Origin of the sequence: Hwanghaeella sp. LZ110 (assembly GCF_048892525.1) — a bacterium.
In the GTDB taxonomy this organism is placed as follows: domain Bacteria; phylum Pseudomonadota; class Alphaproteobacteria; order UBA8366; family Aestuariispiraceae; genus Pacificispira.
This window is the reverse complement of the sequence record NZ_JBLZHT010000004.1, coordinates 432,688-448,996: the sequence shown is the minus strand read 5'-3', so window position 1 is coordinate 448,996 and position 16,309 is coordinate 432,688. Positions and strand designations below refer to the sequence as shown.

The 16,309-nt window shown below is 55.4% G+C and carries 15 protein-coding genes; 5 read left to right on the top strand and 10 right to left on the bottom strand.

Annotated elements, in window-relative coordinates; genetic code table 11:
- Window positions 1-10: 10 nt before the first annotated feature.
- The 4 genes from choV to ACOSDM_RS10870 form a co-directional block, all read right to left on the bottom strand.
- Complete coding sequence (gene choV / locus ACOSDM_RS10885; RefSeq protein ID WP_420724541.1) at window positions 11-1,030, bottom strand: choline ABC transporter ATP-binding protein; 1,020 nt, start codon at window positions 1,028-1,030, stop codon at window positions 11-13.
- A complete protein-coding gene (gene choW / locus ACOSDM_RS10880) occupies window positions 1,027-1,866 on the bottom strand; it encodes a choline ABC transporter permease subunit (protein ID WP_420724540.1) in 840 nt (279 codons plus the stop codon). The genes choV and choW overlap by 4 nt, the downstream gene beginning before the upstream one ends.
- 78 nt (window positions 1,867-1,944) lie before the next feature.
- Window positions 1,945-2,877, bottom strand: a complete 933-nt coding sequence (locus tag ACOSDM_RS10875) for a choline ABC transporter substrate-binding protein (protein WP_420724539.1) — start codon at window positions 2,875-2,877, stop codon at window positions 1,945-1,947.
- Between the two features lie 136 nt (window positions 2,878-3,013).
- Window positions 3,014-3,754, bottom strand: a complete 741-nt coding sequence (locus ACOSDM_RS10870) for an IclR family transcriptional regulator (protein ID WP_420724538.1) — start codon at window positions 3,752-3,754, stop codon at window positions 3,014-3,016.
- 95 nt (window positions 3,755-3,849) lie between these two features.
- On the opposite strand from ACOSDM_RS10870, the gene ACOSDM_RS10865 reads away from it, so the two are divergent.
- The 3 genes from ACOSDM_RS10865 to ACOSDM_RS10855 all read left to right on the top strand — a co-directional run bounded on the left by ACOSDM_RS10865 (window position 3,850) and on the right by ACOSDM_RS10855 (window position 7,624).
- The gene (locus tag ACOSDM_RS10865; protein ID WP_420724537.1) at window positions 3,850-4,974 is read left to right on the top strand and encodes an FAD-dependent monooxygenase; all 1,125 of its coding nucleotides are present in this window, start codon (window positions 3,850-3,852) and stop codon (window positions 4,972-4,974) included.
- A 38-nt stretch (window positions 4,975-5,012) separates the two neighbouring features.
- Window positions 5,013-6,593 carry a benzoate-CoA ligase family protein gene (locus tag ACOSDM_RS10860; RefSeq protein ID WP_420724536.1) on the top strand — a complete coding sequence of 527 codons (1,581 nt, stop codon included), beginning with the start codon at window positions 5,013-5,015 and terminating at the stop codon, window positions 6,591-6,593.
- 83 nt (window positions 6,594-6,676) lie between these two features.
- Window positions 6,677-7,624, top strand: a complete 948-nt coding sequence (locus ACOSDM_RS10855) for a DMT family transporter (RefSeq protein ID WP_420724535.1) — start codon at window positions 6,677-6,679, stop codon at window positions 7,622-7,624.
- Window positions 7,625-7,639: 15 nt separating this feature from the next.
- On the opposite strand, the gene ACOSDM_RS10850 is transcribed toward ACOSDM_RS10855, so the two are convergent.
- The 4 genes from ACOSDM_RS10850 to fabI all read right to left on the bottom strand — a co-directional run bounded on the left by ACOSDM_RS10850 (window position 7,640) and on the right by fabI (window position 12,411).
- Complete coding sequence (locus ACOSDM_RS10850; protein ID WP_420724534.1) at window positions 7,640-9,640, bottom strand: adenylate/guanylate cyclase domain-containing protein; 2,001 nt, start codon at window positions 9,638-9,640, stop codon at window positions 7,640-7,642.
- A 201-nt stretch (window positions 9,641-9,841) separates the two neighbouring features.
- Window positions 9,842-10,429, bottom strand: a complete 588-nt coding sequence (locus ACOSDM_RS10845) for a peroxidase-related enzyme (RefSeq protein WP_420724533.1) — start codon at window positions 10,427-10,429, stop codon at window positions 9,842-9,844.
- 23 nt (window positions 10,430-10,452) lie between these two features.
- Window positions 10,453-11,538, bottom strand: a complete 1,086-nt coding sequence (aroC, locus tag ACOSDM_RS10840; protein WP_420724532.1) for a chorismate synthase — start codon at window positions 11,536-11,538, stop codon at window positions 10,453-10,455.
- Window positions 11,539-11,568: 30 nt separating this feature from the next.
- Window positions 11,569-12,411 (bottom strand): enoyl-ACP reductase FabI, encoded by an 843-nt coding sequence (gene fabI / locus ACOSDM_RS10835; RefSeq protein WP_420724531.1) that lies wholly within the window; start codon window positions 12,409-12,411, stop codon window positions 11,569-11,571.
- 139 nt (window positions 12,412-12,550) lie between these two features.
- Between fabI and ACOSDM_RS10830 the strand changes: the two genes are divergently transcribed.
- Entirely contained in the window at window positions 12,551-13,972 is a 1,422-nt protein-coding gene (locus ACOSDM_RS10830; RefSeq protein WP_420724530.1) for a YihY family inner membrane protein, read from the top strand.
- A gap of 3 nt (window positions 13,973-13,975) precedes the next feature.
- On the opposite strand, the gene ACOSDM_RS10825 is transcribed toward ACOSDM_RS10830, so the two are convergent.
- Together ACOSDM_RS10825 and ACOSDM_RS10820 are read right to left on the bottom strand one after the other, a co-directional pair.
- Window positions 13,976-14,920, bottom strand: a complete 945-nt coding sequence (locus ACOSDM_RS10825) for a DnaJ C-terminal domain-containing protein (RefSeq protein WP_420724529.1) — start codon at window positions 14,918-14,920, stop codon at window positions 13,976-13,978.
- Between the two features lie 104 nt (window positions 14,921-15,024).
- Entirely contained in the window at window positions 15,025-15,528 is a 504-nt protein-coding gene (locus ACOSDM_RS10820; protein WP_420724528.1) for an RT0821/Lpp0805 family surface protein, read from the bottom strand.
- A 180-nt stretch (window positions 15,529-15,708) separates the two neighbouring features.
- Between ACOSDM_RS10820 and pdxH the strand changes: the two genes are divergently transcribed.
- A complete protein-coding gene (pdxH, locus tag ACOSDM_RS10815) occupies window positions 15,709-16,305 on the top strand; it encodes a pyridoxamine 5'-phosphate oxidase (RefSeq protein WP_420724527.1) in 597 nt (198 codons plus the stop codon).
- Window positions 16,306-16,309 lie beyond the last annotated feature (4 nt).

The following is a 16,309-nucleotide window of genomic DNA, read 5'->3' as shown; positions in this document are numbered from 1 at the left end:
AGGGTGTCGCCTACTTGGCCAGATTGTCCAGAATATCATTGGATGTAATGATACCGACCGGTTTCCCATCTTGCAGCACCCGAATGGGGACTTCGGTTGTCCGGCTGATCTTGATGACTTCGTTCACGGTCAGATCATGGGCAACTTCTGGCGCATCGGCCGGGGCTGTGCCATCCACCATGACATCCTGCGCGCACAGAACGCCCAGCGGATTCATATGGGCGACAAAGTCAGCCACATAGTCATTGGCTGGGGCGCGGATGATTTCCTGCGGTGTACCGCATTGAACGATGCGCCCGCCTTCCATGATTGCGATGCGGCCGCCCAGTTTAAAGGCCTCGTCCAGGTCATGGCTGACAAAGATGATAGTCCGTTTTAGGCGAGCCTGCAGGTCCAGTAATTCATCCTGCAACCGGGTCCGGATTAATGGATCCAAGGCCGAAAAAGGCTCATCCATCAACAAAATTGGCGCATCGGTGGCAAAGGCACGGGCCAGGCCGACTCGCTGTTGCATGCCGCCTGACAATTCGCCAACTTTTCGATCGGCCCAATCGGTCAGGCCGACCAGATCCAATTGCTTGCGGGCCTGTGCTTCGCGCTGATCCCGGTCCATCCCGGCCAGTTCCAATCCCAGGGCGACATTGTCCACAACATTGCGCCACGGCAGCAGGGCGAATTGCTGAAACACCATCGCGATGCAGGAAAGACGCATTTTGCGCAGGGTTGCAGGATCGGCCTGTGTAATATTGACCATCCCGTCGCCGCCATCGATGGAAACCGATCCCCGCACCACAGGATTAAGGCCGTTCACCGCCCGCAACAAGGTGGATTTGCCTGACCCGGACAGACCCATCAGGACAAGGATTTCCCCTTGTGCCACAGTCAGATTGCAATTGTGGACGCCCAGCACTTGGCCGGTTTCTGCCTGTATTTCACCGCGTGTCTGGCCTGCATCCATGGCGGGCAGGGCGGCGGCTGGCTGTTTCCCAAAGACGATGGAGACATTATCAAAAATTACGGCATCGCTCATTTGTCACGCCTTTCGATGCGCAGAATACGGTCCAGCATGATCGCCACCACGACAATGATAAATCCGCTTTCAAAGCCCAGCGACGTGTTCACGGAATTCAACGCCCTGACGACCGGCACGCCCAGGCCGTCGGCCCCAACCAGGGCTGCGATCACGACCATAGACAGGGACAGCATGATGGTCTGGTTCAGACCCGCCATGATTTGTGGCAGGGCATAGGGCAGTTCCACCTTCCACAGTGTTTGGCTGGGCGTTGCGCCAAAGGCCCGGGCGGCCTCCAGCAACGGGGTTGGCGTATTTGAAATCCCCAAATGCGTCAGTCGAATGGGGGCGGGGATAACGAAAATCACGGTTGCGATTAATCCCGGCACCATGCCAATTCCAAAAAATACAATGGCGGGGATCAGATAAACGAAAGTAGGCAGGGTTTGCATCAGGTCCAGCACCGGGCGCATGGCTTGATACAGCCGGGGGCGATGGGCACTGGCAATGCCAATCGGGACCCCAATCGCCATGCAGACGACACAGGCGGACAGAACCAGTGTCAGGCTTTCCGTGGTTTCTTCCCAATAGCCCTGATTCAGGATGAACAGGAAACCCAACAGCACGAACAGGGTTATCTTCCAGTTGCGATGCACCAGCCATGTCAGGGCGACCACGATGCCAACGATGACCAGGGGAGGTGGCGTCTGCATGACCCAAAGCAGGCTTTCGATCAGCGTTTCCATTGCAACAGACAGGCCATCAAAGAACCATCCGCCATGGGTTTGTAGCCAATCAAAGACGGTCTTCGCTGTCTGACCAACAGGGATTTTTGTTTCGCTTATCCATTCCATAGGGGGCCATTCCTCTGATCAGGGTGGCGGGTGGGGAAGTAAAAACCCCTCCCACTGGATGGTGGGAGGGGGTATTTCTTACAGGCCCAGGCTGGACTTCACAGCCGCCATCGCATCGCCACCGTCTTTGGTAGTGACGCCGGCAAGCCAGGCATCCAGAACGCCAGGATTGGCTTTCAACCAGGCAGCGGCTGCATCATCCGGATCTTTCCCATCGTTCAGGATCGCCGCCATGATTTCATTTTCCATGGCCAAAGAGAATTTCAGGTTGTTCAGGAAGGCACCAACATTCGGGCATTCCTGAATATAGCCCTTGCGGACATTGGTATAAACCGTCGCGCCGCCCAGATTGGGGCCGAAATAGTCATCACCCCCTGTCAGATAGCTCATATCGTAATTTGCGTTCATTGGATGGGGTTCCCAGCCCAAGAATACGATCGGCTCGTCGCGTTTTGACAGGCGGTCGACCTGGGCCAACATGCCTTGTTCGGAACTTTCCTTGATCTCGAACCCTTTCAGGCCAAAGGCATCTTTTTCAATCATGTCCATGATCAGACGGTTGCCATCATTGCCAGGTTCAATCCCATAGATCGTTCCGTCCAGGGCGTCCTTATGTTTGGCGATGTCGGCAAAGTCTTTGATCCCCAGATCGGCACCGGCCTTGTTGGTCGCCAGCGTATATTTGGCGCCTTCCAGGTTCTCGCGGGGTGTTTCGATGCTGCCATCGTCACGATAGGGGGCGATATCTGCTTCCATCGTCGGCATCCAGTTGCCCAGGAACACATCAATGTCACCGGCTTTCATCGAGGCATAGGTCACCGGGATCGATAACAATTTGACTTCTACGTCATATCCCAGTGCTTTCAGCACGGTCTTGGATGCGGCAGTTGTTGATGTAATGTCGGTCCAGCCGACATCCGAGAACCGCACTTCGTCGCATTGTGCAAAGGCAATGTTACTGCTTACAGCAAGCGCCGCGACTGCGGTCATCGTGGTTTTCAAGAAATTCATATGCTGTCTCTCCTGTTTTTATGCCGTCCGGCTGGATTCCGCCAGACTGACAATCTTCGAAATTGAAGCGATAGGGTTCTACTTTAGACCAAAAACCGCAACTTATTTCTCAGGAACCCTCGTTTCGAATGGCGTATCAGCCCTTTGGCTGAGCCAAAGATACCTGCTGGCATGCAGCTTTCAGGGATGAAAGGGCGGGGCCGGCAGGGTTGGTTAAGTCGGGATCTGTGGAAATCAGGGTCACGACAGCTTCCGCTTCATTCTGCCAATTGGTAACCGGGGCGGCAATGGCATACAGGCCGGGGATGAAATTCCCTCCTGCCATGGCATAGCCTTGTTTTTGAATGCGATCCTTTAGCATCGGTGCTGTGGACCGCTGTTCCTTCGGCAAAAGCGGCTGGGTTAACGCATCTGCGCTAAATGCCAGGAAAACCTGACCTGTCGCTGATGTCAGCAAGGGCAGCACCGTGCCCAGACCCAATGTTGTTATGACATGATTGCGGCCACGCTGCCATCGCACGATGGTGGACCCGCTGGCTCCCAGGACCGACAGCATCGCGGTTGCCCCAACCTTGTCTACCAAATCAGGCAGGATAGCGGCCGTTTCGTTGACGAAATCATTTCGTGCCAAGGCGGAAATCCCCAAGGCCGACGCAAAGGGCCCCAGATCATACCGTCCGGAACGCTCCCGTTGTCGCAGCATTCCCTGCGCGACCAGACTGGATAGATAGCGGTGCAGCTTGCTAGTCGACATGCCGGTCCGCGCGCCAACTTCTTTCAGGGTCAGCGGTTCCGATGCGGCGGCAAAGACCCGCAGAACGGTCATTGCGATATCAACAGATCCAATTCCCCGGCGTTCCTCAGATTCCGAAACCATATCCATCCCCTGATTCCATTATTGTCTATTGGTAAATATAATGTACATTGGTGAATAATAAAAATGTTTAGTTTGGGATGATAAGGAGACGCTGGATGCGCATCGCCGTTATCGGAGGGGGGCCTGCTGGCCTGTATGTTGGCTATCTGCTGCGCCGGGCATTTACCGATGCGCGGATCGATATTGTCGAACAGAATCCAGAAAATGTGACCTGGGGGTTCGGGGTCGTTTTCTCAGATACAGCGCTGGATTTCCTGCAAAGTGACGATCCAGAAACGCATGCGGCGATTGTGCCCCATATGGAAATGTGGCAGGATCTGACGCTGGATCATGCGGGCACGCGCATTGCCATCGACGGTGTTGGCTTTGCCGCGATTGGTCGTTTAAAGCTATTGCAATTGCTGACAGAACGCGCCCGGTCCGTTGGTCTGATACCGCAATTTGGCACTCCCTTAAAGGATATCAGTGCCTATCAGGACTATGATCTGATAATCGGGTCCGATGGGGTGAATTCCATCGTGCGCCAGTCGGGGTCTTTTGGGACGGTTTTAGAGCCCTTGTCGAACAAGTTTGTTTGGTTCGGGGCACGGCGACCCTTTGATACCCTGACCCAAAGCTTCCGTGAAACGACGAAGGGGCGATTCAATGCCCACCACTATCGCTATGCGCCGGATATGAGCACATTCATTGTTGAAACGGATGAGGCAACATGGGCGGCGGCAGGTTTTGCCGATATGTCTGAGGAAGAAAGCCGGGTCACCTGCGAACAACTATTCGCCGATGTGCTGGAGGGCGCGCCCCTGGTTGCAAACAAGTCACTGTGGCGGAACTTCCCCAAGCTGTGGAATGACACATGGTATGATGGCAACAAGGTCTTGTTGGGCGATTCCCTGCATACCGCGCATTTTTCCATCGGGTCTGGTACCCGCCTGGCGATGGAGGACGGGATTGCGCTTGTTCGTGCCATGACCGACGCAAATGGTGACGTTTCAAAGGCGCTACCTGCCTATCAGGCCGCCCGCAAGCCGATTGTTGAAAAGATTGTCGTCGCGGCCAACCGTAGCGCCCTTTGGTACGAGGATTTTGCCAAACATATGGAGCTTTCTCCCTGGGATATGGCGGATAGCTACATCCGGCGGGCAGGGCGCATTGACGATGATCGCCTGCGCAAGCTGGCCCCGAAATTCATGGCAGGCTTGGACGCCCATCGCGCCGCCTGAGCCTGTAAAATCCCGATTGTTTGTGAGGATAGACCCCAATGACCCAGATTGTTGATCCGGTTCCCAATGACACGCCCGGCGCACGGGAAATTCAATTTTCTGTACCGCAGCACTACAATGCGTCCGCCATTCTGTTTGATAATCTGGCAGCAGGGCGCGGGGGTAAGGTTGCCGTTGTGACGGAACGGGAAAGCCTGACCTATGCGGAAATCTGCGCCCAGGCGTGTCGCATTGGCAATGGATTGCTGGATCTGGGACTGACGCGCGGGGACAGGCTGGTCCTGGTTCTGAATGACAGTCCAGATTACATCGCCGCCATCTTTGGGGCGCTGCGGGCCGGGCTGGTGCCATTGTTGATTAACACGCTGTCTCCCGCGGATCAGATTGCTTTCTTTCTGGAGAATTCTGCTGCGACGGTCGCCCTGACCCATGGAGAACATCTGGGCCTGTTTTCCCAATCGTCCCCAAAACATTTGATTGCGTTGGATTCGGATGAGGGGAGGGCCTGGATATCCAAACAATCCCCCGATCTGCCGCAGGCCGATACATCCCGCGATGATATGGCCTTCTGGATGTATTCATCGGGGTCCACTGGAAAACCCAAGGGCGTCGTGCATCTGCATCACGATATGGCCTATACGGTGGAAAGCTATGCCAAGCGGGTCTTGCAGATCCAGGAGAGTGATATCTGCTTTTCTGTCCCAAAGATATTCTTTGCCTATGGATTCGGAAATTCGGTCACGTTCCCCTTTGCCGCCGGCGCAACCACGGCGCTGCTGCCGGATCGCCCAACCCCGGAGCGTATGTTTGCCCTGATCAAGACCTGTCGCCCGACGTTATTTTTTGCTCTGCCCACGGTGTATACGGCCCTGATCAAGCATCCCTCTGCGGCAACGGCGGATCTGTCTAGCGTAAGACTGTGCATATCGGCAGCCGAAGTCCTGTCCGGCGACGTCTTCACCGCCTGGAAGTCGCGCTTTGGTCATGAGATCATGGAAGGGCTGGGCTCAACGGAGGTGCTGCATATCTATCTGTCCAATACGCTGGATCAGAAGAAGCTGGGCTCTGCTGGCAAGCGTGTGCCTGGATATGAATTGAAGCTGACGGATCGGGACGGACAGTCCGTTGGTCCGGGGGAAGAAGGCATCCTTTGGATCCGGGGTGATTCGGACGCGCCCTGCTATTGGAACCGCCCTGACAAGACCGCAGAGACAATGCGCGGGGATTGGATCTGGACCGGCGATCGCTTTGTTGTGGACCAGGATGGCTTTTACTTCTTCCGTGGGCGCGCCGATGACCTGATCAAGGTCAGCGGACAATGGGTCTATCCGCTGGAGGTCGAATTATGCCTGAACGAGCATCCAAAGGTAACGGAATGCACTGTGCTGGGTCTGACCTTGGCAGATGGCCGAACAACCCTTGTTGCCGCGGTGGCACCCGGTCCCGGTATTACGGGGGATGATGCTTTGTCTTCGGAATTAAAGGATTATGTGAAGACGACCCTGCTGCCATACAAATATCCCAGACAGTTTCTGTATCTGGATACTTTGCCCAAGACCGGGACGGATAAGATTGATCGTCAGGCCTGTAAACGCCTTTTCAACGAAATGGAAGCATAAGGTCTGATCCGGGCCGCCTCATTGCAAAGCAGGGTGCCGTGTGGTCAAACCAGTGCCCATGGCTGTAAAATGAGAGTGATACCGTGAGTGATCAGCATTCAGATTCCGTGACAGGCTCTGCCGCGCTGCTGCAACGCAGAAATGCGGAGGCGTATCTGTTCCTGATATTCACCATGCTGTGCTGGGCCGGGAATGCCATTATGGGGCAATTAGCAGTAGGGCAGGTTTCGCCCATGTTGGTTGTGCTTGGGCGATGGGCAGGCGTGATGCTGTTATGTGGCATTTTCATGCGGCACCATCTGAAACGCGACTGGCCGGTCCTGCGCAAGAACCTGGTCTTCCTGTCGATCGCGGGGGCCCTGGGATATTCTGCCTTTAATGGATTATTCTATCTGGCGGCACATTCGACCAGCGGGCTGAATATTGGGATTCTGCAAGGATCCATGCCCGTTTTCGTCGCGATGGGGGCGTTTCTGGTCTATCGCACCCGGATCACCCGGCTTCAGTTGTTAGGGGTGATCCTGACGGTCAGCGGGGTCATCATCATTGCCAGCGCGGGCAGCCTGGACCGTCTGTTGCACCTGGAATTCAAACGGGGTGATCTTCTGATGATCTGCGCCAGTATTCTGTATGCTGGCTATACAATCGCGCTGCGCAACCGCCCCGCGGTTTCACCACTCAGCCTGTTTGCCGTTATGGCCGCCAGTGCTTTCGTCCTGTCCATCCCATTTGCCGGGATAGAATATATGCTGGGGGCGTCGCAATGGCCCACGCCCTTTGGCTGGTTGGTGGTTGGATTGATCACGATCTTTCCATCCTTCCTGGCGCAGCTTTTCTTCATTCAGGGGGTGGACCGTGTCGGGCCCAGCCGGGCGGGCGTGTTTATGAATCTGGTTCCAATTTTCGCAGCCGGCATGGCCGTTGTCGTCCTGAACGAGTCCTTTGAAATATATCACGGGGTCGCCTTGGTTCTGGTATTGATCGGCATTTATCTGTCCGAAAAGTTCAAAGCGCCCCTGGGACAACCCTAAAACAGGGCAATCAGATCATTGGCGAACAGTATCCATCGCGGGGGCGGAGGTCACTGGACGTGCGGATTTGCGCCGGTCGATCACCTGATAGATGGCCTGCGGTTGATCAAATCCCTTTAGATTGAACTGACCCAGCTCTTCGAATGTGAAGTTCTTACCCTGGCAAAGATCCCGGACGATGCTGCTGACCGCCGTTTGCCTGGGGCCGGCCTTGGACAGGACGCGCGCCGCCATGTTTACAGGCGTTCCAAACAAATCGCCGCTTTCATGAATGGGTTCACCGGCACTGATGCCAACGGATATCTCAAACGCCAGATCGCTCATCATCGTGCTGAATTTAGCGATACCATCCTGCATCAACAGCGCTGCTTCGACCGAATTCACAACGGCGGGGAAGGAGGCCATGATGCCATCGCCCGTATGCTTGATCTCTCGACCGCCATATTTTGTGATTGCCTCGCGCACGATATCATTATGGGCGCGCACCACATTCATCAGCCATTCGTCCCCTTTTTGCTGCTGATTTTTGGTTGAACCGACGATATCGGTGAATAAGACCGATACAAAGCCATAGGATCCCGGTCCTTCAGACGGGTCATCATAGTGCTTTGGATCGTTTTTCGCCTCAGTATTCTGACCCGGCGCGGCTTTTGGGGTCTTCCACATTTTCAGGGCGTCGGCGAAACCAGAGCTCGCATTGGGATCGCGCCCCTGGTTCAGCGCGCTGCCGCGTCCCAGTGAATACATTTCAAAGAACCGCTTATCCAAAAGATATTCGTCAATATTTGCAGCGAACCCCTTAGCCATCGCGGTTGGCGCGCCCATCGCTTCGATCTGTTCACACAGGATATTGCGAACTTCTTTCGCTGCGACCTTAAAGCGACGCGCCAGCGTTTCGGCTGCACCCGCCAGGAACAGGATGACCCCGAATCGCAGAAAATGATCCTTATCCAGCGTATTGGCCGATGCGGCCTTCGCATCGTTTACAATTTCCTGTAAGGCGCTCCTCAATGGGCCAGGACCGGTCGGTTCCTGGGTCGGCGGCGGTGTGGGCACTGTTTCGCTGTCTTCTTCGAGATCATCCGCCTCATCTTCCAAATCCGGTTCCTGGGCTTCCTGATCAATCTGGTCGATAGAGTGTAGATCGGCTTCTTGTATCGCGTCGTAAGGGGGAACCGTGTCCAAGCTTTCCTGTTCAGGGGCAATCGCCTCTTCATATTGTGCGGCGGCATCCTCCAATGCCTTCGCCGCCAGGGCGGCTGCTTCAGGACTGGCCTTTTCAGCAATTGTCGGGGCTGTTTCTGGGTGCTGTTGCGGAGCCGAAGACGTCTGCATATTCCGCATGATACGGCGCAAGATTGGCACAAAGGTTACGATCCACCCTGCCAGCCAGGCCCCCACCAGAAGGATCTGGCCAGTCTTGGAGCCAAAGGACAGGCCGGCCATTGTCAGTCCCTTAAGGACATAAAATGCGCCAATTCCAGCACCGGTACCGACCAGACAGGCCAGCAGGAAACCGATCATCAACTTCGGTATGGCAGCCGACCAATCCGAATCCCCCTGAACCTCATTGGCCTTTGGGGGGCGACGCAATTCGGGTTCTTTCCCGGTGGCTTTTTTCGCATTGTCTGTTTTTTGACCGGCGACGCGCTGCTTAGCCAAAGCGGCAGCGTTGGCCGCTGCGGAGCCACTGGGCGCGTTGCGTAACACGGCTTTAGTCGTGTTCCTGCCGGCGGTCGGGCTGGCTGACCCATCTGCGCCAGCCGTAATGCTGGTTACCGGAGGTTTGGTCTTCAGCTTCGGGCTGTGATAAATGACGGATTCTGATGCGGTGCCAGAGGCTTTGTCAAAGCTTTCACGAACAACACAGGCGGCATCGAAATGTCCCTGTGTATCCAGACGCTTGGCCTCATCAATCGCAGCCTCCCGCTCGCTCAGCGGATAGCGATGATGAATCTGCCATCGACCATACTGGAGGTAGTAGACCTCAAAAGAGACCGATCTGCCACCTGACATAGAATGTCCGCCCCAAATTTCCGCCTGTTATAGCGCCCCATATTCACCCTTGGAACAGATCCTCCCCCAAAGGCCTGCGCCACGAACCAGTACTATACCGGATTCTGAACAACAGGATGAAACAATAGTTTGAAGGAATGGTTAACAAGATAGCACGGCATGACTGGCACCGTGATCGGGCATACTCATCGGGATACGGAGTCAGCCATCCTTGGGAGTCCGGTTCATCCCGTGATAGGCTTCGTTCGGCATCATTTCGACCGCATGGGCCATGCGGTTCGTGTAATTGAAGAACGCCGCCGTCTCCGCAATGTCCCAAATGCCTTCATCGCTGAACCCGGCATCCCGCAGGGATTGGCGCGCGGCCTCATTGATTTTTTCAGGGTCATCGGTCAGGTCCCACACGAAATCCAGCATGGCCCGGTGGCGGTCGCTTAACTCCGCCATGCGGTAATTCATCACCAGCATTTCCCCTAATACAGGGTCCCCGGACAGGGCACGCACCGCCTGTCCATGGGCGACCAGACAATACAGGCACCGATTTCGGCACGATACCGTGACCGCAATCATTTCCCGCTCCAGTTTGCTTAATGGTCCTTCGGACAGCATGATTTCATTATAGCTGTCGATAAATTTCCGCAGGCGCGCGGGTCGGAAGCTATATGCCTTCAGGACATTGGGTAACAGGCCCAGCTTTTCGCGACAAATTGCAAAATACTTCTGCAAATCCGGGTCAAGCGTCGCCTCATCCGGCACCGGCAGGGCGTGGATCTTTTCAGATTTGGTCATGTCAGCCTCTTTCAGGAAGGGGGTTACCCACATTGCGCGCGATGGCGCATCAAATGATCCAACAGGGTGCACGCGACCATGGCTTCCCCAACGGGAACAGCCCGTATTCCAACACAGGGGTCGTGGCGACCCTTGGTGATGATTTCTGCTTCCTCACCGCTTGTGGTGATGGTGTCGCGCGGTTGCAGGATTGAACTGGTCGGTTTGACGGCAAAACGTGCAATGATCGGCTGTCCGGTGGAAATTCCACCCAGAATGCCGCCCGCATTATTGGCCCGGAAGCGGGGCTTGCCGTCATTACCCATTCGGATCTCATCGGCATTTTCTTCGCCCGTTAAGGCGGCAGCCCCGAATCCAGCGCCAATCTCAACCCCTTTGACCGCATTAATCGACATCAGGGCTGATGCCAGATCGGAATCCAGCTTGCCATAGACCGGTGCACCCCAGCCGACCGGGATGCCCTCTGCCACAACCTCAACGACCGCGCCACAGGAAGACCCGGCCTTACGGATACCATCCAGATAGCTCGCCCAGTCCTGGGCGGCGACGGGATCGGGACAGAAGAACGGATTGTTATCAACCTCATCCCAAACCCAGCGATCCCGATCGATCTGATGCGGACCCATTTGAACCAGGGCGGCGCGCAGGGTGAATTCATCCCCCAGAATATGGCTCAACACCTTACGGGCGACGCCACCGGCGGCAACCCGCATGGCTGTTTCCCGCGCTGAGGAGCGTCCACCCCCCCGATAGTCGCGAATGCCGTATTTTTCCCAATAGGTGAAATCGGCATGACCAGGGCGGAATTTCTGTGCGATGTCCGAGTAATCTTTGGACCGTTGATCCGTGTTTTCGATCAGCAAACCAATCGGTGTTCCGGTCGTTACCCCGTCAAAGACGCCTGACAGGATTTTCACCTGATCGGCTTCCTGACGCTGGGTGGTGTAGCGAGACTGGCCAGGGCGACGCTTGTCCAGATAGGGCTGCAAGTCAGCCTCTGACATTGGGACAAGGGGCGGGCAGCCATCGACGACACAGCCAATGGCGGGACCATGGCTTTCCCCGAAGGTTGTCACCCGAAACAATGTGCCAAAGGTATTATCAGACATGCGCCCGCCTTAGTGAGTCGAGCGGACTGGTCAGCCCGCTTTCTTATTCAGGCCGGTCAACAGTTCCGTCACAGCCGGGGCCTGATCCACCGCGACCATCCCGACCGTGTGATATCCGCTGTCGACATGATGCACCTCACCCGTCACACCGGAAGACAGGTCGGACAGGAAATACAGACCGGAATTCCCAACCTCATCAATCGTCACATTCCGACGCAGGGGCGAATTCAGTTCATTCCATTTCAGGATATATCGGAAGTCACCAATACCGCTGGCTGCCAGAGTCTTGATCGGACCAGCGGAAATCGCATTCACGCGGATACCCGTCGGGCCCATATCAGATGCCAGATAGCGCACGGACGCTTCCAATGCCGCCTTTGCAACGCCCATGACATTGTAATGGGGCATCACCCGTTCAGCACCGTAATAGGTCAGTGTCAGGATCGATCCGCCCTTTGCCATCAGTGGGACCGCGCGCTGCGCCAGGGCCGTCAGCGAATAGCAGGAAATATCCATGGTGCGCAGGAAGTTTGCACGACTGGTCTGCAGGTACTGGCCTTTCAACTCATCCTTATCGGAAAAGGCAATGCCATGGACCATGAAATCCAATTCGCCAAATTCAGATTTCAGGGTTTCAAATACCGCATCCATGCTGTCTTCGCTGGTCACATCACAGGGCAGGACAATCTTGGACCCCAAACTGTCGGCCAGCGGTCGCACGCGTTTTTCCAGCGCTTCGCCCTGATAGGTAAAGGCCAATTCAGCTCCTGCCGCAGCACAAGCCTTTGCAATGCCCCACGCGATCGATTTTTCGTTCGCGACACCTAAGATGACGCCCTTTTTGCCCGCCATGAGGGATTCAACTTGGCCCATGCCCTATAATCTCCAAAAATCACTGTTCATCGCAAAGAGCCGCACTCTAGACCCGACGTCTCAATCCGTCAAAGCGAAGCCCCTATCGAAACTTTACTCAGTCCCGCTATACTAACTTACAACCAGATGGGAAAGCAGTATGAATGATGTAACAGGGAACAACAGCACAATGCCAGAGAAGAAAGCCCCACCTAAAGCCAGTCTGGGCAAGGTGCTGAAGCATTTTTTCCAGTTTTTTGTGTATGCAGGCATCCGGTTCAATATCGATGGGTGTCAACAACGCGCAGCGGCCCTGACCTTTACATCGCTTCTGGCGATGGTGCCGTTATTGGCGGTCAGCTTTGCTATTTTTTCCGCCTTTCCCGCATATGATTCGCTGAAAACTGAGGTTCAGAGCTATCTTTTCAGCAATTTCATTCCATCGGTTGGCGATGAAGTGCAGGGGTATCTTGAAAAATTCACCGCCCAGACGGGACGCCTGACCGCGGTTGGAATTGTGTTTCTGGCACTCAGCGCCATCATGTTGTTGATGACAATATCAAACACGATGAACATGATCTGGCAGACCAAACAGACGCGGGGCGTTGTTTCCCGCCTGATGGTATTCTGGGCGGTACTGACCCTGGCCCCCATGCTGTTTGGGGCGTCGTTGTCGCTGTCTGGGTATTTATTCGCCCTGGCGCGGGCCAGCAATGTCGAATCAGTCACAGGCAATCTGGCACAATTGGCGATGGTTTTTCCCTTCCTGCTGCAAACAGCCGGCTTATCGGTGTTGTATCTGGTGATGCCCAACTATCCCGTTCGCCGCCGTGATGCCCTGATCGGGGGGCTGGTCGCTGGTGTGCTGCTGGATTTGCTGAAGCGGGGATTTGGCATCTATATCACCGCCTTCCCAACCTATGAGACGATTTATGGCGCGATGGCGACGATCCCGATCTTTCTGATCTGGGTTTATCTCAGTTGGATGGTGGTCCTGTTCGGGGCAGAAGTGACTGCCGGATTGCCGGAATGGCGCCACGGTCAACGCAATCCGCGTCGGGAAGGTCTATCCCCGTTGCATCGATTGGCCGCTGCCCTGTCTGTTCTAAGCGCCCTGCAACGGGCCGCTGCGACGGATGGCACCACCCTGTCAGAACGCAGGCTGGCGCGGCTGGCCAAGGTTGGCCCTCAGGCGCAGGGTTGGGCCACACGTAAATTGAAAAGCCTGAACTACATTGCCAGGGCCGATGGTCATAATTGGGTGTTAAGCCGCGATCTGTCCCAGGTCGATCTGGCGACCTTGTATCAGGATTTAGAGCTGGACCTGTCCGGTCGCATGCCACGCGGCCAGTTGAATACGGATTGGGGGCATCAATTGACCGAGATATTGGATGATTTCAGCAAGGCGCGGGATGAGGTGATGAGCACCGATCTGCGCAGTTTCCTGACATCAAAATCACCACAGCATGATGCGTTGCCCTCTGAAGAGGAGGATGAAGGGCCCCCAGGGGAATCAAAGGCAAGCTTTAACGCCAAAGTCCTGGCACTGATTGGACTGGGGGCCTTATCGCAGAGCGGGTGATAATCAGGGTTTGTCCAGGCCAACGCGTTTGCGCACGTCATAGTCATAGTCTTTCGACCACTCCTTGACGAAATCGACCAGTGCCTTGTCGGGCTTGTCGGGCAGGACGACGATTAACTTTGCGAACTGGTCGCCAGCGACAGCGCCACCAGCGGGTTGAATGCCCTTGCCCCGCAGGCGCAAGCTGGTTCCACTGTTCGATCCTGCGGGCGCGGTGACCGATACATTACCATGGACCGTCGGAACAGTGATCTTTCCACCCAGCACTGCCTCAGCCAGGGTGATTGGGACATCCAGAAAAATATCGTTCCCGTCGCGTTCAAAGAATGGATGCGTATCAACCTGGATTTCGATAAAGGCATCGCCTGCCGGACCGCCACCCATACCAGGCATGCCCTGTTGTTTCAGGCGCAATGTCTGACCATCTTCGGTTCCTGCCGGAATGCGGACATCCAGGCTTTTCCCATCATACAGGTTGATCCTGCGTGTCGTGCCTTTAGCGGCATCTAAAAAGGACACGCGCAGCGAATAGCTGACATCCTTGCCCTTCATCTCCATGGTGCGGGTGCGCCCGCGGTTGCGACCGAACAGGTCGGCAAAGATATCTTCCGCTGCCGCACCGCCAAAGCCGCCCGCGAATCCCCCACCCGGACCACGTCCACGTGCACCAGATGGGCCGTACCCGCCAGCGCCAAAGCCACCGCGCGGGGCCCCATCGGCACCGATTTCACCACGGTCAAATTTGGCACGCTTTTCCTTATCGCCCAAAATGCTGTGGGCGCTGGAAACTTCCTTGAAACGTTGTTCGACGATGGGATCATTCGGATTCAAATCCGGATGAAATTCCTTCGCCAGTTTACGATATGCCTGTTTAATTTCATCGGCGCTTGCTGTGCGCTTCACACCGAGTACATCATAGGGATCTTTCATACCTGTCCCGACTGCCATTTTTCACAGACTCCTTCACATGCAACGCGCGCACCGGCACACCATTCCGGTCCTACGCCCGAAGGCAAGCAAGAATCGTTCCGAGAGCAGAAAGGATATAAGACTTAACTGACGATTTTCCAAGTTCCGTCTGGCTGACGACAGGCTGTGCCATAGGCCTGTTGCGACTCGCCGCCGATATCCACGGTCTGTGTGAATTCGCGGCAATACTGGCCATCTGTGTTCTGATAGGTCTTTTGGGGCGTTACCGCACCGGAATTCCCGGTATTCGGGTTGGACCAGGTCGAAGCCTGTTGATCCGGTTGGGTTTCCAGGGCGCGCTGGGTTGTGTTGTTGATCTTCATCTTATCCACCTCGTCCAGAGATCGACCAATGGAAGAACCCGCCAATGCGCCCAGTACGGCACCCAGACCGACCGCGACAAGTTGTCCTTTACCCTTACCAACCTGGGAGCCAAGAACTCCACCCAAGACAGCACCGCTCGCGCCGCCGATGGTTTCTTTCTGACCCGCGCCAGAGCAAGCGCTCAACCCGATCACGCTTACCAGCGCCAGTGCTATGGCCTGACTTGCAATCCGTTTGGGGAGCAGTCGCTTAGTATTAATCATAATCTAAAATCTCCTCGCTATAGAATGTCCAACCCAACGGGTCTGCCTGATATGACATCATGATTAAGACGTTTGACATCCATATTTCCGTCGTGACCGACCGTAAAGCCCTTCACGCCCGTTGAGACTGTGCATCCCGCCCTCTATATAGGTACTACACATCATAATTATGGCGATGACATGACCGAATTTAAAGAGACTGATCCTTTAAAACTGTTTGCAGACTGGATGGCAGAGGCTGAAACCACTGAGCCCAACGACCCCAACGGCATGGCTTTGGCGACTGCAGATGCACAGGGGCGTCCGTCCGTGCGCATGGTCCTTCTGAAAGGCTATGATGCGGACGGTTTCGTGTTTTACACCAATCTGGGAAGCAAGAAGGGGGTTCAGCTTGCGGAAAACCCCAATGCCGCGCTGCTGTTCCATTGGAAAAGCCTGCGTCGGCAAATTCGAATCGAAGGCCCGATCTCTCCAGTGACAGATGCTGAAGCAGACGAGTATTTTGCGTCCCGCGCGAAGCAAAGCCAAATCGGGGCTTGGGCCAGTGAACAATCGCGCCCCTGTGACGGTCGGTTTGAACTGGAAAAGCGAGTCGCGAAATACGCGGCAAAATATGCGATTGGTTCGGTTCCAAGACCGGCCCATTGGTCCGGTTTTCGTGTCAGCCCACGCTATATTGAATTCTGGAAGGATGGGGCATTCCGGCTGCATGATCGCCAAACATTCACCCGCGAGACCCCGGAAGAATCCTGGACGATCACGCGGTTGTTCCCCTAGAATT